This window comes from Peribacillus sp. NPDC101481 (assembly GCF_044767165.1).
Classification (GTDB): domain Bacteria; phylum Bacillota; class Bacilli; order Bacillales; family DSM-1321; genus Peribacillus.
The window spans coordinates 1-24,938 of sequence record NZ_JBIWNJ010000002.1; the positions used below are offsets into that span (position 1 = coordinate 1).

The following is a 24,938-nucleotide window of genomic DNA, read 5'->3' on the forward strand; positions in this document are numbered from 1 at the left end:
GCCTCCAACGCGATAACGGCAGCTGATATGGCGCTTGCAGGCATTACGAGCCGCATTCCATGTGACGAAGTTATCGATGCCATGTATAAAATAGGATTGACCATGCCAGTTGCACTTCGTGAAACGGCAGAAGGCGGCCTGGCTGCGACTCCTACTGGGCGTAGATTGGCAAAGGAAATTTTCGGTTCATATAAATAAACATTCAGTCCCATTAACAAAAGGTTTGTTAATGGGATTTTTAATTTGTCTTAAAAAAACAACTCCAATCCCTTAACCTGCTCAATAATAAGATTATCTTTTTGTGAATGAAAAAAGGAAATTAGAGGAAGATGGAGGAATTTGGCGTTTATGGACACGGAGATGGAAAGAATCGTTAAAAAATCTGAATTATCAGTGAATATGGAGCCGTAGCAACTTTGTTAGTTATCAATTTCAATGATAAGATGAGTACGAAATTCACTATGGGAAGGATTGATTCTTCATTAATTTTCTCGAATTAACGTACACGTCGGCAATGGAAAAAGCGATGTTTCAGGCTCATGGAATCGGCTATGCACTATATGCTCAAAAACTGGAGCAGCGCATGATGGTTGAACAAGAACGGGAACAGGATTATCTAAAAAGCAGGCGTATATCAGACGAGATGAGAGCCAATCTTTTTTTGGGTAGTTAATTTCGAAGATATCGAATAACATAAAACGAAAAAACATGAACAAGCGAAAGAGCAATCTTAAAGATTGCTCTTTTTGTCCTGCCCTAAAGGGGTATTTTCTATTAAAAAGGAGGTGACACCAATTTTAAATAGAATGTATGTTGATGAAGAGGAGGATTGATCTTAGTGGAGAGAAGAGCTTTACTGGTATCAGCATTACCGGGATATGAAGAAGAAATTGGGCGGTGGCTATGGTGTTTAGAAGATGTTCGCCGTACGTTGATAACGAAATTGACTGGAATCAGCCAAAATATACTTGATACGAAAATCGATGAAAGGCAAACGATTGGCTCGATGTTGTATCACATAGCTCTGATAGAGGCAGATTGGTTATACGAGGAGGTCCTTGTTTCGGAATGGGATTCGGAAATACGCGCGTTGTTTCCATTAGGATGTCGTGCCGAAGATGGCTCCCTAAACCACATTGAAGGACAAACATTAGAAGAACATTTCTACCGCCTCAATAATGTACGTGAAGTATTTCTTTCAAACTTTCGCACAATGGACCTAACGGATTGGCGTAAACCGAGGGTACTTGAACAATATGACGTCACGCCTGAATGGGTCGTTTACCATTTGGTTGAACATGAATCACATCATCGAGGACAGATTTTTCAGTTGCTGAAGAAATTACGGAATGAATAAGAAATTAAAGAATGTGTTTTTTTAATGGCCTGCTATCCATATCAGTTTGTCGACAAATCTGCCGAATAACTGCTTGGCAGACGATCGCTGAAACGTTTGTCAAAGAAAAAAACTGTAGGCAAACTCGCTTTTCTTCGAATTTGTCTACAGTCAATATTCCTGGACTGATTTATATCATTAATCTATTTGGTGATTGAATTTCGACTTTAAGACGCTGCTGGCATACCCAATGAATCCTCCAACAATGGCAGGAATGACCCATCCTAGTCCTGCCTCATACATAGGAAGTATTGCAGTGAAGAAATCATTGATGAATGAAATGTGTACACCTGCTCCATTTAATCCATCAAATAAACTGACGATGAATGTTAAAAGTAAGCTGCCTTGATAAACTTCAGGTCTTCCTTTAAATAAAGAATGAAGAAATGTTAGGAAAATCAAAACAATGGCCAATGGATAAATGGCTGTCATAACAGGTACGGAAATGGCAATTAACTCGGTTAGTCCAATATTGGCAATAATTGCACTGAATATGGATAAACTTATGGCAATCGTTTTGTAAGGCAGATTTGGAAATAGCTTATGGAAGTATGTCGAGCAAGATGTAATGAGTCCTACGCTTGTCGTTATGCAAGCCACTGTGATCATTAATCCTAATAATAGCCCACCATATGCTCCAAAGTAATAATCCGAGACTTTCGCTAAGACAATGCCTCCATTATCCAAGCGTCCAAGTTCCCCAACGCTTGAAGCACCCATATAAGAAAGAGCTGTATAAATGGTGGCAAGAATAACAGCCGCAATGGCAGTCGCTTTCCCACAAACGATCATTATTTGTTTTTTTGTTTTAGCCCCTTTTTCTTTGATGGCATTAATGATGATGATTCCAAAAACAAAAGATGCAAGGGTATCCATGGTTAAATAACCTTCTCTGAACCCATTGAAAAATGGTTGAACCATATAGTGCTCTGCAGGTGCTTGAAAATCTCCAATTGGATTAACGAAAGCGACTACCACCAGGATTCCAATGAATGTCAACTTGATCGGTGTTAAAACTTTCCCCACAATTTCGACAATTTTCGCAGGATTGAGCGAAAGAAGGCACGAAACTGTAAAAAAGATGATGGTGAAAATAAGTAAAGGCAATGGACCTGAATCTTCAGGTAAAAAAGGTTTTACACCGATCTCAAAAGAAACGTTTCCTGTTCTAGGCATTGCGAATAATGGACCAATGGCTAAGTAAAGAACGGTTGTGAATACAATACCAAAGACTGGATGGACACGGCTCGCTAATGATTGTAAGTCATCTTTTCCAGAAAAACCGAGTGCCAGCACACCAAGTAACGGTAATCCTACTCCTGTGACCAAAAATCCTGCATTAGCTGACCATATATTCATACCTGCTGATTGACCAAGCATTGGCGGGAAAATTAAATTCCCTGCCCCAAAGAAAAGGGCAAATAACATGAACCCAATCACTACTATAAATGAAGATGGTACCTTATTAGACAAAATAAACCCTCCGAAAAACCAAAATTTGCTATTTTAGAAAATTATTAAATTTTCTAAAAATTATATAAACAGTAATACTAAGACCGTACAGTATTATAACTAAATTAAATTGATATTTCAATATATTTTTTGTTTTTTATTAATTACCTTGATGTTAAGTGATCCGCCCTTATCTTATTTTGAACATCTAAAGGCTGCTCATACTCATGAAATTTGAAATGTTAAAGAAATGAGGGTGCGGAAAAAAATGCTTAGCGTCGCGAACCTGCTTGAGCTCACGATAAAGATTGACGGTTTAGACGGCGGACTTTAGTTTAATTTAGAGTGGAAAAATTAAGGGGTGTTTAAAATGGGAGTATTTTTTGAAAAAATACTGGGGTTGTTTTTTGAAAAACGGAAACAAAGCAAAAAAGATGTTTTATTACTAATTTTCATATTCGCGCTTCCTATTGCTAATATGGTTGGGTATATCACGGATATGGACTTATTTTGGTTAACTGACATTGTATTAATTGCAATCATTGTTCTTTCGGCATTCATATATTTTGAAGGAAAACGAAACAGGGAAAATGAACATTAAAATTTGTTTTTTTTGGTGAGGGACGTTAGGTTAAATGTTGTAGTAAAGTAAAATAGTGGTGTTAAAATAACACACATGTCCACTCATTGTGTTAAATAAGGAACAGTTGTTTAAAGTGATAATATCGTTCTGGTATTAATAACAAAGATTGCTAAAAATTTTAGTGGCCTTCGCTGTATAGTTTGCGCAGAAAATATTCCTGGCTAATAAAATTGGCACGTTAAATGCAAGAATATGTATTGTCTTAATTAAACGGGGAGAGCGAACAAAAAACTGAGAAAAACTTAATTTTCAAAGAGTTTGTCTACAGTTTGGGCTGATTATGCAGCTCTTTTTTTATGGGGCCATAGGGGCAGCTATAATGCGCAGTATTCCGGAATTATTAAAAAGTGAATCGAAGCTCTAAGTTATCTCCTAACAAGGGGAGTCAGGATTTATAAAACACATTATTTCTAATTTTTCAAACTGCCTGCGGCTTGAAGTGGCAAAAAAATAACTTGTATTCAGCAGGGTTTGTATATTCTTCTTCTGTCAATAATGGTTATGGAATCAGAATTTCTGCCTTTTGTATATAACACTTTACCGTTTTGTCGTGAAAGGAACTTATGAAAATGCTCGAGAAGGGTAAAATCGGAAGCCGTCAACTGACGATATTAGTGATTTTATATACGCTTGGAGATTCTATATTAGTCATTCCCTCCATTGTCGCTTCTGAAGCTAAACAAGATGGTTGGATTTCGGGTATTATAAGCGTGGTGATAGCACCGTTATTGGTTGTTTTTATATATGACGCTTTAAGGAAATGCTATCCTGATTTAACATTAGTGGAATACAGCCAAAAAATTCTGGGTAAGTGGCTGGGAATAGCAATTTCTCTTTTATTTATAAGCTACTTTTTTATAACCACAGCGACTTATCTGAGTGAAATTGGGGATTTTATGATAAGTCATATTATGCCTGATACTCCAAATCAAGTAATCATGATTCTATTTATGAGTGTCGTCCTCATGGCCGCACGTCTTGGTTTGGAACCTTTGGCCCGAAGCGCAGAAATATTTTTCCCATTTGTTGTATTACTTGTATCAACATTGATAATTCTTCTACTTCCTGAGATTAAATTTCAAAACCTGCAACCCATATGGGAGGGGGGATTGAAACCGGTTATACGGGGATCTATACCATTTATTGTTTTTCCGTTTATTGAACCGGTTGCGATTCTAATGATTCTCCCGTTCGTAAGTCAAAAAGACAGAATAAGAAAAAGCCTTTTTGTCGGTCAAGTGTTGGCTGGAAGTGTTTTGATCATTATAACCATGTTAGCACTTCTTGTACTTGGTCCAGAGTCAACAGCAAGACAAAATTATCCAATCTATATGCTGGCTAAGAAAATAAATATCGGTGATTTCATGATGCGGCTGGAAGCAATACTAGCCATAATATGGTTCATCACCATTTTTATTAGATTTAGTTTGTTTTTTTATGTGACCGTTTTAGGCTTGGCACAAACGTTTAAATTGCAAGATTATCGTCCTCTGATTTTTCCGTTTGGTATCCTTTTGATTGCCTTTACATTGATTATGACACCCAATATCGTCCATTATAGTAAATTCATTTCAGAAATCTGGCCGTTTTATGCAATGACATTCGGGTTTATTCTTCCGTTGATATTACTAATAATCTCCAAAGTTCAGAAAAATGATGGACCAAACTAAGGGGTCTTATTTGTTAAGAAACTTGTGTAAATTTCTAGAAGGTTTTTATAGTTATCTAGAAGCTCAGGTGTTATTCCATAAAAGGGCGCAATTCTTTACTTTATCTCAGTTTTTATGAGGGTTTATAAAACCCCTCGACCGTTGATTTCCACTCCAGGCACTCGCTTTCCGCGGGCGGTCCGGGAGCCTCCTCGGCGCGCTTTTCCCGCAGCAGTCTCGAACACCTGATCAATCAACTGTACTAGATTATCTTTCATGTTTTTTTACAGTAATCCTTAATGGATGGAAGAAATTCGCGACACTCCTGATAACTGGCTAGCCGAGACCCCACAGACGCTTGCGTCGAGGAGGCTTGGCAGACAGTCGGCGGAAAGGGAGCGGATTTCTGAAATCAACTGTAGACAAATTCAAAGAAAATAACTGTAGGCAAACTGCTTTCTTCGAATCTGTCTACAGTCTGGGAGTTGCTTTTGCAGGCAGCTAGTATAACAAGAATAGGTGGATTTAATTTAATAGAGGAGGATTGAAAGAAAAGGCTACTTTGATCAAAAAGAGGATTTAATAGACAATAAAAAATAGTTTGACTTTTTTTAAAACTATGTTTATATTTGGTTTAATACTAACTACCGTTAGTTAATAAAATTCTAAAAGTAGGTGTTAGAAATAAAAAGTAAATTAATGAATCATAGGTTGTAAGCGATTACACCTTGTGTCTGTAAATTTATATGAAAAGATTTTTATTTAAAACCAGGAGATGATACTTATGAAATATCCACTTACACCAGATGTAAAGCCAGAGTTTTGTACAACAGGAACCTTTATGCGTTTACCTTCTCAAAAGTATGATGCAAAGCTGGCAATTGTGGGTATGCCCTTTGATACAGCAGCTTCTTTTAGGGTGGGAGCCAGGTTTGCTCCTCAAGCCATTCGCCAAGCATCCATGACCCTGTTTCCTTATCATCCTATTCATAAGGTATATCCTTTTGAACAATTGAATGCCATTGATATAGGGGATATCCCTGTTATTCCCCATAATATTCATCGAAGTTATGATCTAATGAAGGAATCCATGTTTGAATTGATGTCCAAAGGGGTCATACCTATTGGATTAGGGGGAGATCATTCTGTCACTTTAGCTAGTTTACGAGCTGCGGCAAAGGTATATGGCCCGGTAGCCATGATTCATTTTGATTCCCATACAGATACTTGGGATACATATTATGAGGAAAAATATTGGCATGGATCTCCATTTATACGTGCACACGAAGAAGGTTTGCTGCAGGCAGATAAAGTATTTCAAGTAGGAATCCGAGGTACGCTAAACCACTCTGGAGATTTACAGGCAAGTCTTGATTTAGGTTATCGTTTGATTACAACTGGTGAACTTTCCAATCGTGGATTTGAAGATGTTTTGAAAGAGATTAGAAAAACGATTGGTAACACACCTTGTTTCTTGACATTTGATATAGATTTCGTTGATCCATCTTTTGCTCCAGGTACAGGTACACCTGAAGCAGGCGGTTTTAGCAGCTTTGAAACACTTAAAATGATTCGTGCCCTAACTGACTTTAACTTTATAGGATATGATGTGGTTGAAGTGCTGCCATCATATGATCCAAGTCAAATCACTTCACTTTTAGCAGCAACACTTGTACATGAGTTTGCCAGCCTAGCAGCATTAAGTACGAAAGAAGTCAATCAATAAAAAGCAGTCATTACATTAGATAAAGGGGGCAGCTCTTTGCGATGAAAGGATTACCCGAGCTTAAGCGTTCACTAAATACAAGATATGTTATTGTATTTGGACTTTCCTTTATGGCGCCTGTGACAGTCTTTAGCACATATGGTATCGCCATTGATCGTACCCAGGGAATGATTCCGACAGCATATATAATTGCTTTAATTGTCATGCTGTTCACTTCATATAGTTACGCAAAAATGGTTCAGGTGTATCCGACTACAGGTTCAGCTTATACCTTTGTGCAGAAAGGAATTAATTCACATCTTGGTTTTCTGGTAGGATGGGTAATTTTATTGGATTATCTTTTCAGTCCTATGATCAGTGCTTTACTTTTTGGGATTATGGTGAATGCTTACTTCCCTGGTATTCCTATCATTGCAGTTATTATTTCTTTTATTATAGGTGTGACTACCATTAATATTTTTGGGATTAAGGTTGCTGCAAATGTGAATACCTTTTTGGTGTTATTTCAATTTCTTTTTATCATTATCTTCAGCCTGCTTTGTATAAATGGACTTTTAGCAGGAAAAGGTACCGGAGAGTTGTTTTCGAAGGATCCGTTTTTTAGTCCTGACGTAAATTTTAATAATCTGCTCTCGATTGTACCTCTATTATGTTTTAGTTTTCTTGGGTTTGATGCGGTTACTACATTAGCTGAAGAAACCAAAAATCCGAAAAAAACACTTCCTAAAGCTATTTATGCTACGACATTGATCGGGGGGGTATTATTTGTTGCATCTACCTATTTTGCACAATCCATTTTCCCGAACTTCAATGCTTTTAAGAACCCTGATACAGCTATAGTGGATATCATGATTTATACCGGGGGTAATTTTCTGAATAGTTTGTTTGTTTCCGTGGTAGTGACATCTGCTACTGCTTCTGCAATAGCTTCAGGAGGCAGCGGAGCTAGGATCTTATATGCAATGGGGAGAGATAATGTTCTGCCTAAGAGGGTTTTCGGATATGTTTCTCCAAAATTCCAAACGCCCATTTTCAATATCCTAATCATTGCTTGTGTTGCAATGAGTGCTGTATTTTTGGATATCGCAACAGCTACTTCTTTCATTAACTTTGGAGCCCTGTTTGCTTTTACATTCGTTAATCTTTCAGTGCTTATCCATTATTTTGTGAGGCAGAAGCAGAGATCGCCTAAAAGTATCGTTTTATATTTACTTCTTCCCTTAATAGGCACCGGTATAACTATATTGTTTATGACAAAGTTAGATATCCATTCTTTAGTATTAGGGATTACTTGGATGGCAGTAGGGTTCATATATTTATTGTACTTAACTAAAATGTTTAAGGAACGTCCTCCTGAACTGAATTTTGCAGAGCAAAAAGAAGAATTTGATGTAAAACTAGTGCAATGATCAGTTACTGTTTATTATTTTGAATGAAAAGAGGTAAACTCCATGGCTATTAAAAACGCGGATATTGTTCTTTCCAGTGATGCTATTTTTACAGGGCTTGCACAAGAGCCGACGTCTGGTGCAATTGCTATCTTAGGTGACAAGATTATGAGTGTAGGATCAAAAGCGGAGATTGAACCTTTTATAGGTAGTGAGACAAAAGTATTTAACTATGGAAATCAATTAATTATGCCTGGTTTTCATGATTTTCATCTCCATATCATGTTTAGTGCCCTAAGTTTAAATAGTGTAAATTTATTTGAAGCCAGGTCAGCTCATGAAGTAGCTGCAAAAGTACGGGAATTTTCTAAAGACTGTCCTGAGGAAGAATGGATTATTGGTATGCAATGGGACGCAGGTTATTGGCATGATAAACAAGAGCCCCATTATAAAATACTTGATGCTGTTATTCCAGATCGTCCTGTTGTTCTTTTTCATGCTGAGGGTCATTATACATGGGTGAACAGTAAGGCCATGGATTTAGCAGGAGTTACTGAGGATATACGTGATCCGGATTTTGGTCGCTATGAAAGAGATAAGAATGGTTTACTTACTGGGATTTTATATGAAGAAGCCCAGCAAATCGTTTTAAAAGAGGCATTACGGTTAACACAAGATAAAAAAGAAACGATACTAAAAAAGTATTTAAGATTGTTATCGCAATATGGGATTACTTCTGTAAACGATTTGTTTGCTCCAATAGATGACTTCCTTCAAGACTATGACCTTTTCGAGAAATTAGATAAGCAAGGAAAATTAACGACTAGATTTCATATCACTCCTGAATTAGATGGCAATTTGGATAAAGCCCAAAAGCTGAGAAATAAATATGAATCAAAGAAACTTCAATTTTCAGGATTAAAGCAATTTGTTGATGGAACAGTCACGGGTCATACTGCTTACTTCCTGAAACCTTACTCCGATCAAGTGGATATCTGTGGTCATCCAGCTCTAAATCCAGAAGTATTGATTGATCGAGTTGTTAAAGCAGATGAACTTGGATTTAGAATCCGGTTTCACGCTATTGGAGATGCGGCAATTCGTTTAGCTTTAGACGCTTTTGAAGAAGCAGTACGTAAGAATGGAAAAAGAGACTCAAGGCATACAATAGAACATATTGAAGTAATCGATTCGGGTGACATTGAACGTTTTTCCAAACTAGGGGTCATTGCCTCGATGCAGCCTGATCACATGGCTGCTTCATCAAGAGAGGTATATTCTTCAATTATAGGTCCTGAAAGGGAAAAAAATGTTTTCCTGACGAAGTCGCTTTTAAATTCAGGTGCATCTTTAGCATTAGGAACAGACTTTCCGGTTTCCATCTCATTAAATCCTATGCGGCAAATATATACTGCCATTACAAGAGTTGATAGCAGTGGAGATCCAAAAAACACATGGCATCCTGAACAAAAGCTCACTTTGGCAGAGGCATTGCAAGCATATACATATGGCTCAGCCTATGGAAGTTTCAGGGAGCATGAGCTAGGTACAATAGAAGAGGGAAAACTTGCTGATCTTGTGGTTTTAGACAGAAATCTTTTCGATATTCCAGAAAGTGAAGTGCTCAAAGCTAAAGTGGAACTTACAATAAACGATGGGGAAGTTGTGTATAAAAGTGAAGAAACATCTTTATCCAGCATATTCTAATTCTCTAATCATTTAGAGAAACAGAGGTATCAAATATTTAGTTTAAAAAGGGAAATGAGTTTATAATGATATTAACTAACGTTAGATAGTTTGGGGGATCATTATGACAAAAAATGAAATTAAAAACATTTCCTTAACGCTTTTTACCAAGTATGGATACGAGGGAACCGCTTTATCGGAAATTGCCAAGAGGGTAGGTATACAAAAACCCTCAATCTATAACCATTTCAAAAATAAGGATGACCTTTTCTTGTGTCTGTTTGAAGAAATACTAGAAGAGCATATAAACCAGGTCGAACAATTTGTCGAAGAAATAAATACACTCTCTTCTGAAGAAAAGTTAAAGCATATCCTTCTTGATACTTGTAACTATTATAAAAACCATGAAGATAAAGCAACTTTTTTAAAGAGGGCAATGATTTTTCCGCCGGAGCATTTGAAGCACATATTAAATGATAAATTCCTTAGATCTGAAGAATCATTTTCCGCTATCTTACATGATATCTTTGTCGAAGGAATTGACAAAAAAGAAATACGCCAAGGGACAATCGAGAACTTAATCATGTCCTATCTCTGTTTGATTGATGGGATATTCATGGAATTTTCTTATTATGGAAAAGAGAATATGGAACCTAGAATTCAGAATATATGGGAAAATTTTTGGTATGGACTAAGTGGATGATACATTCAAACAGTTCATGCTCTAAAAGCTATCTAATAGGAATACATTATTTGCTCATATAGAGTAAGTGAGTTTGTCGACAATAGGGATTCCATCTGAATTTTTAAACAAAGTTGATTGGATCGGGTGTTCGAGACCCCTGCGGAAAAAGCGTGTCCAGGGGAGACACCGCAATGCGCATAGGCGCCGGGGAGGCTCCCGGAACGCCCGCGGAAAGCGAGTGCCTGGAGTGGAAATCAACGTTCATATTCTAACACTCCCTCAAAAAAATGTAGGCAATCCTAATTAATATCAAATTTGTCTACAGTCTGCCTTGCTCATACCGAGTATGTTTTTTAAATATAATAAAAGCTATGTGAATATAAGGTTTCACATAGCTTTATTATTATTTTTGGTTATGTGATTAACATGGTCGCCATCTACACGTAAATCTTATTTTTAATCTGAAGCTAGGAATACCTGCCAAAAATCCTGCTTTAAAGTAAACTTACAATTCCTTTGACTTAATCCTTTTAATTAACTCTTCAAACCAATATATTGTGTGATCAGTCCTGGTCGAAAAATAGCTACCCAAAAATTCACGAATATTCTCGTTGCCATTAGGTTCTGACTCGAAATTCCCTAGCTGCTCCCAAATAGCCTTGATGGACTTTACTTTTTTTTCTAGTATTTCTACTACTTTGTCCCGATCTACATACTTGATGTTGGCTAAACCTACAATCATATCCTTAATTTCATCCGCACTTTCAAATAATTTATAGATTTTCTTTGGTAGTTCTTCGCGACCCTTAGCCGTAATCGCAAATACTTGTTTATCAGGCCGATGTTCTTCTTTTATGACTTCAACTGGTTCGACTAAACCTTGTTTTACTAATGATTCAAAATGGTAGTACAGTTTACTTTCAGTTAACCCACCCAGGCGATCCAACGGAATGGGTTCTGAAAGCTGTTTTTTTAATTTATAAGGATAGTTTTTATCCTCCATCAGCTTGCTCAATATAAAAATTTGAATAGACATTTACTACGCTCCTTTAAGAAGTATTATCTCCTTATTGTAGCAAAAACTAAGCTGAGATTTCTGCCGCTTTCTTTTCAACTTCTGTTTCAGAAACCTGTACTGGCATTGGTTTTTGTAAAAACGCGACAATAGCCATATTAATTAACATTGCAACGGCACCTACCGCAGCCATTGACCAAATATATGGACTTGGACTGATGCTGCCAAATAGGTTTGCAAAGTATGCTTGCACCGAGTAATACATCGGTGAAATGTGGCTCATCCATTCATACGGTAAATGCATCATATCACGTGTGATAGTGGCACCATTAGCTATTGTTTGCATTAATAAAATCGGTAAGTTTAAAATCATGCCGCCTTCACCAAATAAGAAGATTAAAATCGCAGTGAAATTAAAACATACCATATAGTTTAGTATTTGTTGACCTACTATACCGAAGAATAGGTCACCGCTCGGCTTGTCAATTAAATATGCTACACCTACAGCGATGATTGATGAAACCACTGCAATCAATAATGCAGCCATTTGCACATAAGTGAATAACCGTGTTTTGCTTGCTTTTCCCCGGCTGGCTCTAAATGCACCCACTAATTGCATCGCCCCGATCATCGCCCCTACATAACCGGCCATTGTTAAGAACATAGGCAGCATATTATGATTCATGCCATCCGGTATTTCGTTGATTGTAACGACATTTCCTACATAGGATTTCTCAATCTTTTCGGCTAATTCAGCGGATTGCTTTTCTGGTACATTAAAGTTCATCAATACGCCCTGAGCTGTTTGTTGCGAGAATTGTGTGCTTAACTGACTGTTAATTTCAGTTACGATCGCATTCATGGTAGAAGAAACGACCGTTGCCCCTGCCTCATTGATTGTAAAATCGATGCTTGATGACGCTTCACCTTTTTGTATATTCTCAGAGAAGGTTTTTGGGATGTGAACGACTAATGCTAAATCATTGTGCTCCAAATCTTTTAAGGCTTGTTTATTGGTTATATCCGTCTCGATTTCTTTAAAGGGTAAATTTTCTTGTAAATTTTCGGCGATCATCGCTCCATTTTTACCAGCATCATCATTGATGATGGAGATCGGTAATTTATCGACATTTCCTGGAATGGCTGTATACCCAGGCAAGAAGATGCCTAGCATGGCAACTGCATAGAAAATCCCCATAAAGATTGCCGCTGTTGCACCTCTTGTTTTTAAGAATGCAGTAAATTTCATATGTTGAATCCATCCTTTTAATTTCAGTATTTTACTCAATTTGTAGTACTCTAATTAGAGTAGTTTAATTTAAAGTACTTTGAATTTTATTTTAATTTTTATAAAAAGTCAATTGAAAAATTTTATGTATATGAAAAAACTCGCAACAAAGCGGAACGTCAAAACTTCTGCTTTGTTGCGAGTAACTATGAGGGAGGGAGGCATTTTGATTCCTTCGGCACTTCTCTGACTAGCATATATGACAACGTTTTAGATACTCATTTTCTCAGTGTCATTAAACCTGTTTAATACAACTTCAACAAATGCCTGTTGAGTGTGTTATTTTACCGTTTAATGAGTCGATTAAATTCGTTGCTATATATTTAGCTTTAACGATTTTTCTGGGATGGATGGCATTGCTTCTGTGGTCTGGATTCGGCTCGCTTTTTAAAGATTTTTTTGCTAAACATGATAAGTCCTTTCGGTTAATTATGTGTCTATTATTGATTTACTCTGCCAGTACAATCTTTCTGTGATTAATCAAAAAGTAGCTGTCTTTAAGTTCTTAGCTTGCTTAAAAACGATAAGCTTTAAAAAAAATAAGCAATCTTAATTTATGAACAATGACATTAATGCGGTCTTTTTTTCATACGATATTTTTGGGGTGAAAAAATGGCAAGAGTAAGTTACCGGAGCTCAGATGTCGACTTAATGGCAAGGATGATGAGAGCAGAAGCCGAAGGTGAAGGAAAACAAGGGATGTTATATGTTGGAAATGTAATTGTTAATCGTCTTAAAGCGAATTGTATAGACTTTATAGATTTAAGAACAATTCCACAGGTCATTTATCAAGTACAAGGAGGAAATTATTCTTTTGAAGCAGTTCAAAAAGGTAATGTATTTTATCAAAGAGCAAGATCTGCTGAAAAAAGATTAGCAAAACAGAATTTGGATTATTGGAGGGAACACCCAGGGAAATATGCCCTTTGGTATTTTAATCCATATGCCCCGTGTCCTCCAACATGGTACGATCAACCTTTTGCTGGTCAATTTAAAAATCATTGTTATTATGAACCAAAACCTGGAACATGTGAAAGTGTTTATACCGGAGGTTGACTGGGAGCTATTATTTCATTTCAAGGAGCTGATCAGCAGCTCCTTTTTTTATGCAACAATCGGGCATTTCAAAAAGGTAATGTGGATTTTGTGGTAAAATATAGTAAAAGATGGATTATTGTTTGGGGGACTTTTAGTGGAGGCTATAATGTTTTTTGTTTATTTTACTGTTGGGTTATTCATTCTCTATATAGTTATTGAAACAGCAGTAAGAAAAGGAATTAACAATTCAATTATCGGTCAATTTCTTGAAAAAAAATATGGGGTTAAAGAAGATAATAAGTCTTTTCTTGATGATGATTTAGATAATGAAAATAAAACGGATCATTAAAATAAGGGAGGTTGCTGCGGTAACCTTTTTTAGTGGGAATCTTTTAAAAATAAATTCAAAAAGACAACAATGATCTTACTCAAACAGACGCCAGTTTGTGGAAAAGCACACCTATTCAGTGTCTTTCCGAGGGCGACGAAATTCTCCGTAGTAGACCTTCCGCTTTTCTCGTTCGGATTCAATATTTTCGATGAAAGCCGTTTTTACTTCCTCCAGTAACAACCCCTTTAATTTCCGAAGCTTTATTGGTCCCACTCCTGGTAACTTATCAGGTATAAGAACTTCGAAATTACCCTGCCGTTTATAAAAACGAACGCTGCCAAGCCCCGTCCTTTCGACTTTCCCCAAGGTATATGCGAATTCAAATCGTTGCTGAATGAATGAAGATAACTCAGGCAGCCCTAAACCTTCATATAGGGGAGGGAATTCATGATAAACTGGAGGTTCTTTGAATGATATTGAAGAGATCTTCAAATGGATACCCCTCCTTTTGTGGAATAAAGACAGACATACGTTGCCTATATTATTGTGCTATGGGCCGTTTTTTTAAACATCCTTACAGTGATGGTGCTTTCCTGTAACCAGGAAAAATGCAGATTTTTATTAATGAAAATATTTTATAATCTAGAATAATTTTACAGGAATCTAGATAGTTATCAATCTTTTAAATTAATTGGGGCTAAAGTTCAATATGTAATGACAATAAATCTTCAGCAAACGTGAGCGATTCTTTAATAGGATCGCTTTTTTCATTGAACTAACGGGACACCTCAATAAGAAGTCTATGGTATTAAAAATAGATAAAACGATAAAACTTTAAATGGAAGGTTATTAGATGGTACATAAGTTGAAGGGGGCTAAATGATGACCGAATTAAACGGGAAAGTAATTATAGTAACAGGTGGGGGCAGCGGAATCGGAAAGGAGACTGCATTGCAGCTATCAACAAAAGGTGCATCCGTAGTAATTGCAGATTATAATGAAAATTCTGCCAAGGAAGTGGTTGCTGAGATAGAAGCCGCATCTGGTATTGCAGCTTCCTATAAAGTTGATGTATCAAAAGGTGATGAAGTTAGTGCTCTTATTGATTGGACAGTAGAAAGATTCAGTACTTTAAACGGGATCTTTAACAATGCTGGAATTGGTCTGGTAAAACCTTTCTTGGAGATGGATCCAGAATCATATCATCGGGTCATTGATGTTGACCAACACAGTGTATATTATGGGATGTATTATGGAGCTAAAAAGATGGTTGAATTAAATGTAAAAGGAACTATCGTTAATACAGCATCAATTTATGGAACAATGGCAGCAGTTGGAAGCTTTAATTATAACGCAGCTAAGGCAGCTGTGGTCATGATGTCTAAATCCGGGGCATTAGAGTTAGCTGAACATGGTATCCGAGTCGTAGGAGTTGCTCCAGGATTCATCGATACGCCAATACTTGGTGACAATGAAGAAGTGAAAAATGCTCTAGCTGCACAGCATATGCGGGAAAAGCTCATCCAACCGAAGCAAGTAGCTAGCGTAGTTACATTCTTGTTTAGTGAAGGGGCCAGTGCAATTAATGGTCAAACAATCCCTGTTGACGATGGTTTCCTAAGCTTCAAATCTAAATAAGAATTCTTAAAAAAAGACTTAACGGTGTAAATTTTTTACGCCGTATTTTTATGTAAATTAGCTTTTAACCTTCAATTGAGAAGCCTACCTAAGATTTTTTAGATCTTAGAAGAGAAGGTTAAAGGTTGTAGAATTGATACCAATTCTATTTAGGAATGTAACCTTCCTTTAAGTTGTTGTTGAAATCCGAATAATTCTAGAGCAGTCGCGAGATTGTGATTCGGTACTTAACGTTTGTATCCTTTGAATAAATTACTACTGTAAAAGCCAGATTATTAACATAGGAAATATAAGTGATATAAATGAGGGTCCTGTATGAACCAAGCTGGTGTGAATGAAAAGTATAAGGTATCGCCATTTTATGTGTTTTTTTTACTGCATTCCATGCAAACTGGGTTAGGCGTGTTAAATTTTCAAAGAGATTTAGCCAAGACGACGGGAACCGATGGCTGGATCTCCATACTCCTAGCCGGACTGATTGTTCATATATTAATTTGGCTTATATATAAGATTTTCAGTATTGTTCCCGGTGATATCATTTCTGCTAATAATCATGCATTTGGTAAATGGATCGGAAATATCTTTAGTCTCCTATTCATTCTGTACTTTTTCGCCCTTGGAATGACGGTCATAATCGGCTATATAAATGTAATTCATGTTTGGATGTTTGAAGAGATACCTTCTTGGGCATTTGCTTTGGTTTTCCTGATCCTGATTTATTATATATGTACGGGAGGTTTCCGAACCATTACGGGTATAGCCTTTTTAACCGTAATTGTTTCATACTGGCTTTTAATTGTACCTCTATATGGCTTTAAATACGCTGATTTCACTAGTTTTCTTCCTATTTTCGATCATACTTTAATGGAAATAATGAAAGGAACTAGAAGTACTTCATTATCAATGCTTGGTTTTGAAATGATCCTGATGTTTTATCCATTCATCAAAAATCCTGAAAAATCACAAAAATATGCTCATGGAGGAGCCTTGGCCACTACGTTATTGATCCTATTACTTTATTTTGTTTCGACAGTCTTCTATTCACAGAAACAGTTGGTCCTTACCCTATGGCCAACACTCTCATTGACCAGTGTCATTGAATTCCCCTTTATTCAACGTTTCGAATACATAACTGTTTCTTGGTGGGCCATCGTCATCATTCCCAACATGGTCATTCCTTTGTGGGCTGCCAGCAGGGGTGTCAAGCGCTTATTCAACGTCCAGCAAATGTATCCCTTATGGGTAATGTCCATAATCATATTGCTTGTCAGTATATTTTTTTTCGATGTCGATTCCTTATATGTATTAAATAAAATAATCAATCCATACAGCGTGGGCTTCCTTGTTTTATACTTGCCGCTTCTTTTTGTTTTAATAAGCATAAAAAATTCGAGGAAACGTTTATGACAAATTATCATTTATATAAATATATTTACTCAGACTGTAGACAAACTTGAAGAAAAGAGAGTTTGCCTGCAGTTTTTTATTCTAAAAAACGTTCCAGGTGATTTCAGAAATCCGCTCCCTTTCCGCCGACTGTCAGCCAAGCCGCATCAAAGCAAGAGTCTATTTTGAGCTATTACAGAACTTCTATCAGCTTAGTTTGGGGTTAAATTCACAATAAGTCTTATGGAGTTAACGGCAGGTTAGTAACCCAGTATATTCACATTTACATCCAATATTTATGGCACTATTCTGATTTTTTCAGAAAAAAGCAATTACTCATTTTTGTATATTAATTTGAAAGTATTTAATAAAAAAAAGCCAGGAAACCCTGCCTATATATTTATCTTTTTATGAAATACTTCATATAGGAGGCAGCATAAAAGGGTCATCTTTTTTAATTCGTTAATGATATCCCTTCTAAAACCTGATCCCAAATGGCATTATTACTGGGATCATTACGAGGAACTCGTACAAAGCATATCCCATCATGTGGCCAGTTCATGTCTGTAACTCCTTTTAAACCATCTACCGGCTGCATAAACAATAGGTTAAACTTACCCGTTGTAAGTTGAGATAAAATAGATTGTAATTCAATAATATCTTCATAGTTCGCCGTTGACCACTCATATCTGATGAATAAAGTATTTTTACTTTGTTCGATTTTTGTAAGGAAGTTTTGGATGCGATGATTCAGCTTATTTTTAAATGCTGGATATTGAACAATCCAATCTTGGTTTGGTATCTTCGGAAAATCATGAACGGAATCAATCTTATATTGGCTATCATGAATAAAATGGGCATTTGATGGTTGAGTACCCCCTGGTTCAAGAACAACATTTCCTTCATCAACAAAATGAGCGAGTATATTTTTCTCATGCATATTTTCTAACTCCATATATCCCTCGAATTTATTCTTTAATAATCTATTTACTTCAGGGAGAAAACCAGACTGAACCCAATCCAAGGGAAATGAATTCCTTCTTAAATCATGCCTCTTTGTATGGAGGGCAGGACCACACCAGCTGCCCAAACCAGCGATCAATCCATATGATCCTTTTATGTCCAATAAATTCAAATAATCACTCCTCTGCTTTTTAATATTCTATATCAGAGCAATTCTATTTGATTGGACAATTAAAAAATGTGTGTAAAAAAAGATGTCAACATAAGAAAAGTTTATAACTTTAAATCTCTCTGTTTAAAAGGTTTCCACGGAAGCCTTTATTCATTGTTGAACCAGAGGAGTAAGATACCAAACTTTTCTTTTATCGAAAGCAAGTTAGTAAATTCTTGTACTTAAAGCATAGGGTGCGTTACTGAAGATCGGTGCTGTCTTTAAGGCAGCTTTTTCTTATGGCTCTAACGGGGAAGGATAGTTGAAGAGTGCTCTTTGACCTTTCTTCAACAATTGGGACAGTTTGTTAAAGAAGGATATTTTCTGTTGTTAGAGAATTAAGATTTAAGAATACAGGATATTGCAAAATAACAGGAACATAGGAGGTATGAAATATGAAAATCCACAGAATAGATCATGTAGGTGTAATCGTAAATGATCTCTCTGCTGCTAAAGAGTTTTTTCTCGATTTTGGACTTGAAGTGCAAGGGGAATGGGAGATGGAAGGAGAATTGATGGATAAGATGAGTGGGCTTAATGACGTTAAAGTAGCATGTGTAGGATTGGGGAAGCCAGACGGTCAGGCATGGATAGAGCTAATTAAATTTCATACGCCGTCAGATGAAAAAGATATTCAGCAACCTTTTGCAAATACCCTGGGTATCCGGCATATTGCATTTGCTGTTGAAGATATTGAAGCACTTGTTGCCAAATTGAAAAAGAAAGGTACGGAAATCTTTAGTGAGATACAACAATATGAAGATAGTTATAAGTTATGCTACTGTCGTGGACCAGAGGGAATTATTTTAGAGTTGGCGGAGCAAATCAAATGAATTAAGGGTAATTAATAGTTGTTGGGTCAATTGTGGATTTAGAATAAAGTCACGATGCTTTGCCCCTTTAGATGTTATCAAAAGGATTATTTTTATAGTGAAAGGAAAAGTACATCTGAATTAAAAGTGGATAGGTAATTGTTGAGTGACAATAGAGTTGTTCCGCAATCGGGCAATTATATTGAATAAGAGGTTAGATAAACTCCACATTTTTATGCAGTAACCAGGCTTTTTCAGAAGCCAAAAACGTTGATGTGAAAAAATGTATAAAATCATGCATGAATGATAAAAAACGAACAGGTGCCAAACCCTTTAACTGTATGGGATTTAAATTACTTTGTTTACTGGATATAAAAAAAGCCACCTTCAAAATGGTGGCTTGTGATATTTGTCATTCTTGTTTTATAAATAAAGAACCTGCTGTATCAGAGTCATTGATGGTATACCCTCTGTTAATTTTCATGAACAGCAATTCTTCCAATTACTTAGGAAACTTTATAAATAATAACACCACTAATCCTGAGATATATTAATAACAGCAATAATGCAACAATGCATATCGTTCCGATCAAAGCTAAAACATTAAGGATTTTATTTGCTTTTGTACTAAACAGCTTACAAAATACAATATAAACTCCAACTCCAATAATTCCACCTAATGTATTTCCCATAAAGTCAGTTATATCGCTAGCTCCTATAGCAAAGCTGAATTGCAATACTTCAAATAACAAACTAACTCCTGCTATTACTGCAATCTTATTCAAGAAAGACCAATTTGGTTTTAGCATACTGATATAAATTCCAAATGGGATAAATGCAAGTACATTATAGATTATTTCATTAAAATCTATTTGATTATTAACATTAGCTGACCCAGCAAAAGGGATTAAGTTGATTTCCCTAAAATCCGGCAAGCCTTGAAATGAAAATTGCATTTTAAAGACTATAATCCAGGTTAATGCAAATAAATATACGGCCAACAAGCCAGCAGTTATTTTTTTTTGATTTTTTTTTGATTCTTCCATATAAATCCTCAATTCCTAATTCTTTTTCAAATTTATAATCTAAGCTTATCCTACTTACTTTACACTATGCTATCATCTCCGGAAATTTTTCAGCTATTTTTTCTGATAATTTTATTTCACTATTAAGTAATTGGTATCCGATTGTTAATTCTTTGTGTGTAAATAGATTTATGTTTTGATTTCTGCTCTTTTTAGTCTCCTCCTTGATGTAATTTGTTTATAGGATAGGAAAAACTTTTAAAATAAAAAGTGGGGTAAATATAAAATTTTTCTTAAATTTATACTTGGATTTTATTATTAATCTTCTTAGGAATCCGCCATTGGTAATTGTGTCTTTAAAATGAAATTGCGATGTTTTTAAGAAAGATGCAAATTTTTGATAAAGTAATGATACTTTATCTTTTCAATCAAAGATTTCTAAATGAGTTTTGATTAAAAAATTATGCCAGATTGCGAAGGAAGAATTGCTGACTTTACAAAAGTGAACCGAAAAGAAGGCGCTATTGAGTGGAGTTATTATTTGGAATTTAATGCATACGATTGGAACCAATGCCCATTTCAAACGTAAGTAATGTAAAAGACTTAAGGTTGGGAGGCATAAGTATGAGGCAGCTTTATATAAAGCAGAAGGTATTCAGTCTTAGCGGGAAATTTACAGTAAAGGATCAGCAGGAGAAGGATATATATTACGTGGAGGGAAGTTTTATGCAAGTTCCAAAGACTTTCTCCATTATGAATACAGCAAGGGATGAAGTATCTCTCATTACGAAAAAGGTGTTCAGCTTTTTACCAAAGTTTTTGGTTGAGGTGAATGGTCGAGAGGTATTAACAATAAAGAAGGAATTTTCCTTCTTTAAAGCACGTTATACAATTGATGCGGCAGGCATTGAAGTACATGGTAATTGGTGGGATATGGATTTTCAAATTTTACAGAATGGTAAAATCGTAGGCAAAGTGGGCAAGGAGTGGTTCACTTGGGGCGATAGCTACAAGGTTCAAATAATAGATGAAGAGATGGAAACCATTATTATCGCACTCGTTGTTGCTATTGATTGTGTGAAGGCTGATCAAGCAGCTGCTTCCTCAGCAGCGTCGATTTAAAGTAGAAGTGTAAAATAAAAATGCTGACAGTTTTTAAAAAATCACTGCTTGAATAGGTGCGGTGAAACGTATCATAAATAAATGACAAGGCCATTTGGTACCAAGGTTTTATATTCGTTATTCAGTAATCGAGCGCGATTCTTGAATAAGGTTCGCTTTTCTTATAGAACTAACAGGCTGAAGATCGGAGCTGTCTTTAAGGCAGCTTTTTCTTTATGGAACTATTGGGGCAGGTTAGTTGAATAAAGAAGGGAATATAAAATTTAAAGCGAATGAATTTATTTAACAAATTCGGTTTAGGAGTGAGAAATATGAACCCCATATTAAATCAAATCGGAACAATTTTTATTCCCGTAAGTAATATTGAAAGTGCTCGAAAATGGTATTGTGACTTATTGGGGTTAGCAGCAGCTGGTGAGATATTATACGGTCACTTATATATTGTACCTATGAATGGAATAGGGATTGTTTTAGATAGCAAGATTTATTCAGAGGGAAATATTTTTAAAACTCCAGTTTTTCATTTTAACAGTAATAATATAGACGAAGCATATGAATATATTAAGGAAAGAAAAGTGGAATTATCAACAGAAATTATGCATAATCATTGGTTTAATTTCAAAGACCCTGATGGGAATCATTTAATGGTATGCAAGTGTTAATCTTTTGAATGGGACTAAAGATAAATCGCTGTTGCGGTCATTTTTCTTGTTGAACTAGCGGGTGCATTAGTTCATTAAGGATAATCAAAAATAATAAAACTATATTATAAAAACTGTATACTAATCACAAGAAAAGAATAAGGGCTTGTTAGGTATTTTTTTATCAAACTTATTTTCAAAGCTTCACAGGCAGCTATTCTAACAAACATTAAAGGACCGTCAATAGACCTGTTTTTTTGTACGAAAGAAGGATAGCCACCAAGTTTCGACGAATATATCAATATACTTTTTGGAGGTGTTGATATGGCCATTTGTTGTGGAGAGTGTCACGTTGAATTAAAGAGTGATGATTATGTCACATTAGATGAATTTAGCACGATGAGGCACACATATTGCGGTTATGATCTTATTGCCGATCTGATCAAAGACATTGGGACTTATCGAAATATCAAAACAAAGTATTGGTTTTCCCGTGAGCGCACTAAATGAAAATCGGGGAAATCTTGGAGTTAATTAAAACTGATACACCAGCGAATATTGCCAAAAAGGCTGATGTTCATCTTTCAGAAAAATTACTAAGAAAAGCATTGAAAAAAGCTGGTTATGAGTATAGAAATTCAGGCGAAAAAGGCTGGTATTTCGTTGGTGAAGGTGACGAGGAAACGGTACAAGAGCAGCTTATTTATGACTTTGCAACAGCAGGAAAAGCAAAGGCCAACGTTACAACTAATGTAAATAAAGAACCTATTAACGATACCAACCAACGTTCTAACGTTTGCATAAAACGTGGTAAAGAACAGGTCAAACAAGCGAACGAACAATCAGCACCAACCATAGAACGAACCAACGTTATAAGAAAACGTTCTTCATTCGATATGGATGTTGAACTTATGAAGGAACTAAAAATACAAGCAATCATTCATGATAGGACGGTTTATGAACTAGTTGAAAGTGCCGTAAGACACTATTTAGTTGAATTAAAGGGAAAATGATGTGGCTTTGAAATAAGGTCACGATGTTTATAATAAAGTTACACCGTTTTACCCCTTTGGATAATATCCTCTAAAGGGGTGTTTTTATGTCCAAAAGATAAAGTACATCTGAAATTTAAAAATGGATCAAGGGAATTATACAACTTAATTTTTACAAACAAAATCCACTGAAACTAGCATTCTTAATTGTCTACTATGAGTGTACTCAAAATTTACACTATACATTTGTGTTATTGTAACATTGTGTTATAAAAACATTAATTGTCTCTAGTGTGGATTTTTACTTGTTCAACTATCGGGACAGGTTAGCTTAATAAGAACAGGACAATCAATATACTATGTAGAATATAATAAGATGATATTGTTTAAAGATTTAGAAAAAACAGTATATAAAAATTAGGAGTGTTTGTTATGGTTCATGCAAAAGATGTTTTATCGGATCAGTTTTTGGCAAATGCTAATGACCCAAGTTGGTACCTACCATTTTCAGATTCAATAGAAAGATTGTCTGAGGAACATGCATTTTGGAAGCCAAACGAAGAAAGTAATAGTATTGCTGAAATTGTGCAGCATCTACTATATTGGAATCAAACATGGCAAACAAGGTACCAAAAATCTCACGTTGATGCTGTGCCTTCAATAGGAAATAATAATAACAGCTTTATTATTCCTGAAAATCATACTTTTGCTGACTTAAAAAAACAACTATTAGAGGTGCTTTTACGTTGGCAAGAGTTATTATCTGAAGAAAAAGTTGAGAGAGAAGTTAATGGTTATCCTGGACACGTGAAATGGTGGGCAATACTCGGAAATGTGTCAACTCATAACGCATATCACATTGGTCAGATCATTTATATCCGGAAGTTACAAAATAGCTGGAAAATAGATGCAGGAGTAGATAAATAAATAAAAGTTGCACTAGTGCCTACTTGAACTATCGGGTGCTTACTTCAATAAGGAAGGTTGCTGAGGCAGCCTTTTTCTTATGGCACTAACGGGGCAGGATAGTTGCACAAGGATTATTTATTATCGTTGAAGAATATATACTCATAAATAGTACAGGTTGAGGAGAGATATAGGTGGATAAAGGCAAATTAGAGTTAATAAAAGTTGTGAGTTTAGCTGTAATTGCAATTAGTTCAGCAATAATAGCCTGGAGAATGGGTAAAGTTGTTAATTACTTGTATGACTTAGTTATGTTATCAGGAAATGGCTAATTCCTTTCTTTCCTGATAGGCCTTTTCTTAAGGCACTAACGGAGCAGGTTAGTGAAAGAAGGAGTTTCGACAATAGTTAGCGAGCAAGCAACAAGAATTTGAAACCTTCTATCAAAAGCGAACGTAGTATAAATATACTTACGAATAATAGAAAGGGGATGAAAATGTGGGCAATAGTGAAAATGTGTTTTCATTAGATGATAAAAAGGAGAAAAAAGAGGGATTTAGGAAAAAGGCATTAGATACAGCAAATGATATTACTGACAAATCCACAGAAGCATTTAAGGAACCTGTAAAATCCGTAACTGATTTAGGAAAAGACTTCTCAAAAACCATTAGAGATGGAATGAAACAAAGAACAGAAACAGTAATTCATATGTATGATACAGCAGAAGATAAAGCCGAAAGAGAAGATATTAGAAAAGGTGAGCTTAAAAAAAGTTACTGCCAGTATGGCTTGTTGGGTTTAGGGCTTGTTTGTGGAACAGCAATAGCAGTAACCCGGATAAAGAGCAACTCATAACTTTCTTAGATTCTTTTTCGATACGATTAAATATCAAAAGCATTTAAGTTTGTGAACAAATGTACTTCAACTAACAGGTGCGTTAGTTCA

At 35.8% G+C, this 24,938-nt stretch carries 26 protein-coding genes and 1 pseudogene; 20 read left to right on the forward strand and 7 right to left on the reverse strand.

All coding sequences use genetic code 11. The annotated features are described in order from the left end of the window. The 3 genes from ACIROD_RS09885 to ACIROD_RS09890 form a co-directional block, all read left to right on the forward strand. A partial coding sequence (locus ACIROD_RS09885; RefSeq protein ID WP_185150925.1) for an L-serine ammonia-lyase, iron-sulfur-dependent, subunit alpha occupies positions 1–198 on the forward strand: 198 nt, incomplete at its 5' end. Between the two features lie 328 nt (positions 199–526). After that, positions 527–673 (forward strand): YuzK family famiily protein, encoded by a 147-nt coding sequence (locus tag ACIROD_RS26210; protein WP_170971720.1) that lies wholly within the window; start codon positions 527–529, stop codon positions 671–673. Positions 674–838: 165 nt separating this feature from the next. Further along, complete coding sequence (locus ACIROD_RS09890) at positions 839–1,357, forward strand: DinB family protein (protein WP_230177755.1); 519 nt, start codon at positions 839–841, stop codon at positions 1,355–1,357. Between the two features lie 177 nt (positions 1,358–1,534). Here ACIROD_RS09890 and brnQ read toward each other — a convergent pair whose 3' ends face one another. Further along, positions 1,535–2,869, reverse strand: coding sequence for a branched-chain amino acid transport system II carrier protein (gene brnQ, locus ACIROD_RS09895; protein ID WP_101224771.1), 1,335 nt, complete (start codon positions 2,867–2,869; stop codon positions 1,535–1,537). A 349-nt stretch (positions 2,870–3,218) separates the two neighbouring features. Here brnQ and ACIROD_RS09900 point away from each other — a divergent pair, with 349 nt between their 5' ends. The 6 genes from ACIROD_RS09900 (at position 3,219) to ACIROD_RS09925 (ending at position 10,643) form a co-directional block, all read left to right on the forward strand. Next, positions 3,219–3,449 carry a hypothetical protein gene (locus ACIROD_RS09900; protein ID WP_101224770.1) on the forward strand — a complete coding sequence of 77 codons (231 nt, stop codon included), beginning with the start codon at positions 3,219–3,221 and terminating at the stop codon, positions 3,447–3,449. A gap of 611 nt (positions 3,450–4,060) precedes the next feature. Next, on the forward strand, positions 4,061–5,161 hold the full coding sequence (locus ACIROD_RS09905; RefSeq protein WP_402940232.1) for a GerAB/ArcD/ProY family transporter: 1,101 nt from the start codon (positions 4,061–4,063) through the stop codon (positions 5,159–5,161). Positions 5,162–5,924: 763 nt separating this feature from the next. Further along, complete coding sequence (speB, locus tag ACIROD_RS09910; RefSeq protein ID WP_402940235.1) at positions 5,925–6,866, forward strand: agmatinase; 942 nt, start codon at positions 5,925–5,927, stop codon at positions 6,864–6,866. 41 nt (positions 6,867–6,907) lie between these two features. Further along, the gene (locus ACIROD_RS09915; protein WP_402940238.1) at positions 6,908–8,275 is read left to right on the forward strand and encodes an APC family permease; all 1,368 of its coding nucleotides are present in this window, start codon (positions 6,908–6,910) and stop codon (positions 8,273–8,275) included. A gap of 42 nt (positions 8,276–8,317) precedes the next feature. Continuing rightward, on the forward strand, positions 8,318–9,961 hold the full coding sequence (locus tag ACIROD_RS09920; RefSeq protein ID WP_402940241.1) for an amidohydrolase: 1,644 nt from the start codon (positions 8,318–8,320) through the stop codon (positions 9,959–9,961). Positions 9,962–10,064: 103 nt separating this feature from the next. Beyond that, the gene (locus ACIROD_RS09925; RefSeq protein WP_101224765.1) at positions 10,065–10,643 is read left to right on the forward strand and encodes a TetR/AcrR family transcriptional regulator; all 579 of its coding nucleotides are present in this window, start codon (positions 10,065–10,067) and stop codon (positions 10,641–10,643) included. 487 nt (positions 10,644–11,130) lie between these two features. Here ACIROD_RS09925 and ACIROD_RS09930 read toward each other — a convergent pair whose 3' ends face one another. Both ACIROD_RS09930 and ACIROD_RS09935 read right to left on the reverse strand, forming a co-directional pair. Continuing rightward, on the reverse strand, positions 11,131–11,661 hold the full coding sequence (locus ACIROD_RS09930; protein ID WP_230177750.1) for a PadR family transcriptional regulator: 531 nt from the start codon (positions 11,659–11,661) through the stop codon (positions 11,131–11,133). A 46-nt stretch (positions 11,662–11,707) separates the two neighbouring features. Further along, positions 11,708–12,889, reverse strand: coding sequence for a YhgE/Pip domain-containing protein (locus tag ACIROD_RS09935; protein WP_402940246.1), 1,182 nt, complete (start codon positions 12,887–12,889; stop codon positions 11,708–11,710). Positions 12,890–13,540: 651 nt separating this feature from the next. On the opposite strand from ACIROD_RS09935, the gene ACIROD_RS09940 reads away from it, so the two are divergent. Then, the gene (locus ACIROD_RS09940) at positions 13,541–13,984 is read left to right on the forward strand and encodes a cell wall hydrolase (RefSeq protein ID WP_101224760.1); all 444 of its coding nucleotides are present in this window, start codon (positions 13,541–13,543) and stop codon (positions 13,982–13,984) included. 136 nt (positions 13,985–14,120) lie between these two features. Beyond that, positions 14,121–14,315, forward strand: coding sequence for a hypothetical protein (locus ACIROD_RS09945; protein WP_402940249.1), 195 nt, complete (start codon positions 14,121–14,123; stop codon positions 14,313–14,315). Between the two features lie 111 nt (positions 14,316–14,426). Here the strand turns inward: ACIROD_RS09945 and ACIROD_RS09950 are convergent, their stop codons facing one another. Then, the gene (locus tag ACIROD_RS09950) at positions 14,427–14,789 is read right to left on the reverse strand and encodes a hypothetical protein (protein ID WP_402940252.1); all 363 of its coding nucleotides are present in this window, start codon (positions 14,787–14,789) and stop codon (positions 14,427–14,429) included. A 390-nt stretch (positions 14,790–15,179) separates the two neighbouring features. Here ACIROD_RS09950 and ACIROD_RS09955 point away from each other — a divergent pair, with 390 nt between their 5' ends. Together ACIROD_RS09955 and ACIROD_RS09960 are read left to right on the forward strand one after the other, a co-directional pair. Beyond that, complete coding sequence (locus tag ACIROD_RS09955) at positions 15,180–15,935, forward strand: SDR family NAD(P)-dependent oxidoreductase (RefSeq protein WP_402940255.1); 756 nt, start codon at positions 15,180–15,182, stop codon at positions 15,933–15,935. 315 nt (positions 15,936–16,250) lie between these two features. Next, positions 16,251–17,342: a GerAB/ArcD/ProY family transporter gene (locus ACIROD_RS09960; RefSeq protein ID WP_402940258.1), complete on the forward strand. Its 1,092-nt coding sequence runs from the start codon at positions 16,251–16,253 to the stop codon at positions 17,340–17,342. A 433-nt stretch (positions 17,343–17,775) separates the two neighbouring features. On the opposite strand, the gene ACIROD_RS09965 is transcribed toward ACIROD_RS09960, so the two are convergent. Next, on the reverse strand, positions 17,776–18,423 hold the full coding sequence (locus tag ACIROD_RS09965) for a DUF1796 family putative cysteine peptidase (protein WP_402940261.1): 648 nt from the start codon (positions 18,421–18,423) through the stop codon (positions 17,776–17,778). A gap of 467 nt (positions 18,424–18,890) precedes the next feature. Between ACIROD_RS09965 and ACIROD_RS09970 the strand changes: the two genes are divergently transcribed. Beyond that, positions 18,891–19,328 (forward strand): VOC family protein, encoded by a 438-nt coding sequence (locus tag ACIROD_RS09970; RefSeq protein ID WP_402940264.1) that lies wholly within the window; start codon positions 18,891–18,893, stop codon positions 19,326–19,328. Positions 19,329–19,813: 485 nt separating this feature from the next. On the opposite strand, the gene ACIROD_RS09975 is transcribed toward ACIROD_RS09970, so the two are convergent. Continuing rightward, positions 19,814–20,353, reverse strand: a complete 540-nt coding sequence (locus tag ACIROD_RS09975; RefSeq protein ID WP_402940267.1) for a VanZ family protein — start codon at positions 20,351–20,353, stop codon at positions 19,814–19,816. Between the two features lie 67 nt (positions 20,354–20,420). Beyond that, positions 20,421–20,528 (reverse strand): annotated as a pseudogene (locus ACIROD_RS09980) (D-Ala-D-Ala carboxypeptidase VanY); the annotation flags it as partial. A gap of 428 nt (positions 20,529–20,956) precedes the next feature. Here ACIROD_RS09980 and ACIROD_RS09985 point away from each other — a divergent pair. From ACIROD_RS09985 to ACIROD_RS10010, 6 genes are all read left to right on the forward strand, one after another. Then, complete coding sequence (locus tag ACIROD_RS09985; RefSeq protein ID WP_402940270.1) at positions 20,957–21,454, forward strand: LURP-one-related/scramblase family protein; 498 nt, start codon at positions 20,957–20,959, stop codon at positions 21,452–21,454. Positions 21,455–21,765: 311 nt separating this feature from the next. Beyond that, positions 21,766–22,116, forward strand: coding sequence for a VOC family protein (locus ACIROD_RS09990; RefSeq protein ID WP_402940273.1), 351 nt, complete (start codon positions 21,766–21,768; stop codon positions 22,114–22,116). A gap of 485 nt (positions 22,117–22,601) precedes the next feature. Then, positions 22,602–23,108, forward strand: a complete 507-nt coding sequence (locus tag ACIROD_RS09995) for a hypothetical protein (protein ID WP_402940276.1) — start codon at positions 22,602–22,604, stop codon at positions 23,106–23,108. 411 nt (positions 23,109–23,519) lie between these two features. Next, entirely contained in the window at positions 23,520–24,014 is a 495-nt protein-coding gene (locus tag ACIROD_RS10000; protein ID WP_402940279.1) for a DinB family protein, read from the forward strand. A 173-nt stretch (positions 24,015–24,187) separates the two neighbouring features. Beyond that, positions 24,188–24,325: a hypothetical protein gene (locus tag ACIROD_RS10005; protein WP_157830938.1), complete on the forward strand. Its 138-nt coding sequence runs from the start codon at positions 24,188–24,190 to the stop codon at positions 24,323–24,325. A 166-nt stretch (positions 24,326–24,491) separates the two neighbouring features. Then, positions 24,492–24,848: a hypothetical protein gene (locus ACIROD_RS10010; RefSeq protein WP_402940282.1), complete on the forward strand. Its 357-nt coding sequence runs from the start codon at positions 24,492–24,494 to the stop codon at positions 24,846–24,848. Positions 24,849–24,938 lie beyond the last annotated feature (90 nt).

Excerpts from the sequence above, each read along its gene's own strand:
- ACIROD_RS09915 (WP_402940238.1), top strand. The coding sequence starts at position 6,908 with ATGAAAGGATTACCCGAGCTTAAGCGTTCACTAAATACAAGATATGTT.
- ACIROD_RS09990 (WP_402940273.1), top strand. The coding sequence starts at position 21,766 with ATGAACCCCATATTAAATCAAATCGGAACAATTTTTATTCCCGTAAGT.
- ACIROD_RS09985 (WP_402940270.1), top strand. The coding sequence starts at position 20,957 with ATGAGGCAGCTTTATATAAAGCAGAAGGTATTCAGTCTTAGCGGGAAA.
- ACIROD_RS09930 (WP_230177750.1), bottom strand. The coding sequence starts at position 11,661 with ATGTCTATTCAAATTTTTATATTGAGCAAGCTGATGGAGGATAAAAAC.
- ACIROD_RS09975 (WP_402940267.1), bottom strand. The coding sequence starts at position 20,353 with ATGGAAGAATCAAAAAAAAATCAAAAAAAAATAACTGCTGGCTTGTTG.
- ACIROD_RS09955 (WP_402940255.1), top strand. The coding sequence starts at position 15,180 with ATGACCGAATTAAACGGGAAAGTAATTATAGTAACAGGTGGGGGCAGC.
- ACIROD_RS09970 (WP_402940264.1), top strand. The coding sequence starts at position 18,891 with ATGAAAATCCACAGAATAGATCATGTAGGTGTAATCGTAAATGATCTC.
- ACIROD_RS09940 (WP_101224760.1), top strand. The coding sequence starts at position 13,541 with ATGGCAAGAGTAAGTTACCGGAGCTCAGATGTCGACTTAATGGCAAGG.
- ACIROD_RS09925 (WP_101224765.1), top strand. The coding sequence starts at position 10,065 with ATGACAAAAAATGAAATTAAAAACATTTCCTTAACGCTTTTTACCAAG.
- ACIROD_RS10000 (WP_402940279.1), top strand. The coding sequence starts at position 23,520 with ATGGTTCATGCAAAAGATGTTTTATCGGATCAGTTTTTGGCAAATGCT.
- ACIROD_RS26210 (WP_170971720.1), top strand. The coding sequence starts at position 527 with ATGTTTCAGGCTCATGGAATCGGCTATGCACTATATGCTCAAAAACTG.
- ACIROD_RS09935 (WP_402940246.1), bottom strand. The coding sequence starts at position 12,889 with ATGAAATTTACTGCATTCTTAAAAACAAGAGGTGCAACAGCGGCAATC.
- ACIROD_RS09920 (WP_402940241.1), top strand. The coding sequence starts at position 8,318 with ATGGCTATTAAAAACGCGGATATTGTTCTTTCCAGTGATGCTATTTTT.
- speB (WP_402940235.1), top strand. The coding sequence starts at position 5,925 with ATGAAATATCCACTTACACCAGATGTAAAGCCAGAGTTTTGTACAACA.
- ACIROD_RS09995 (WP_402940276.1), top strand. The coding sequence starts at position 22,602 with ATGAAAATCGGGGAAATCTTGGAGTTAATTAAAACTGATACACCAGCG.
- ACIROD_RS09905 (WP_402940232.1), top strand. The coding sequence starts at position 4,061 with ATGCTCGAGAAGGGTAAAATCGGAAGCCGTCAACTGACGATATTAGTG.
- ACIROD_RS09960 (WP_402940258.1), top strand. The coding sequence starts at position 16,251 with ATGAACCAAGCTGGTGTGAATGAAAAGTATAAGGTATCGCCATTTTAT.
- ACIROD_RS09900 (WP_101224770.1), top strand. The coding sequence starts at position 3,219 with ATGGGAGTATTTTTTGAAAAAATACTGGGGTTGTTTTTTGAAAAACGG.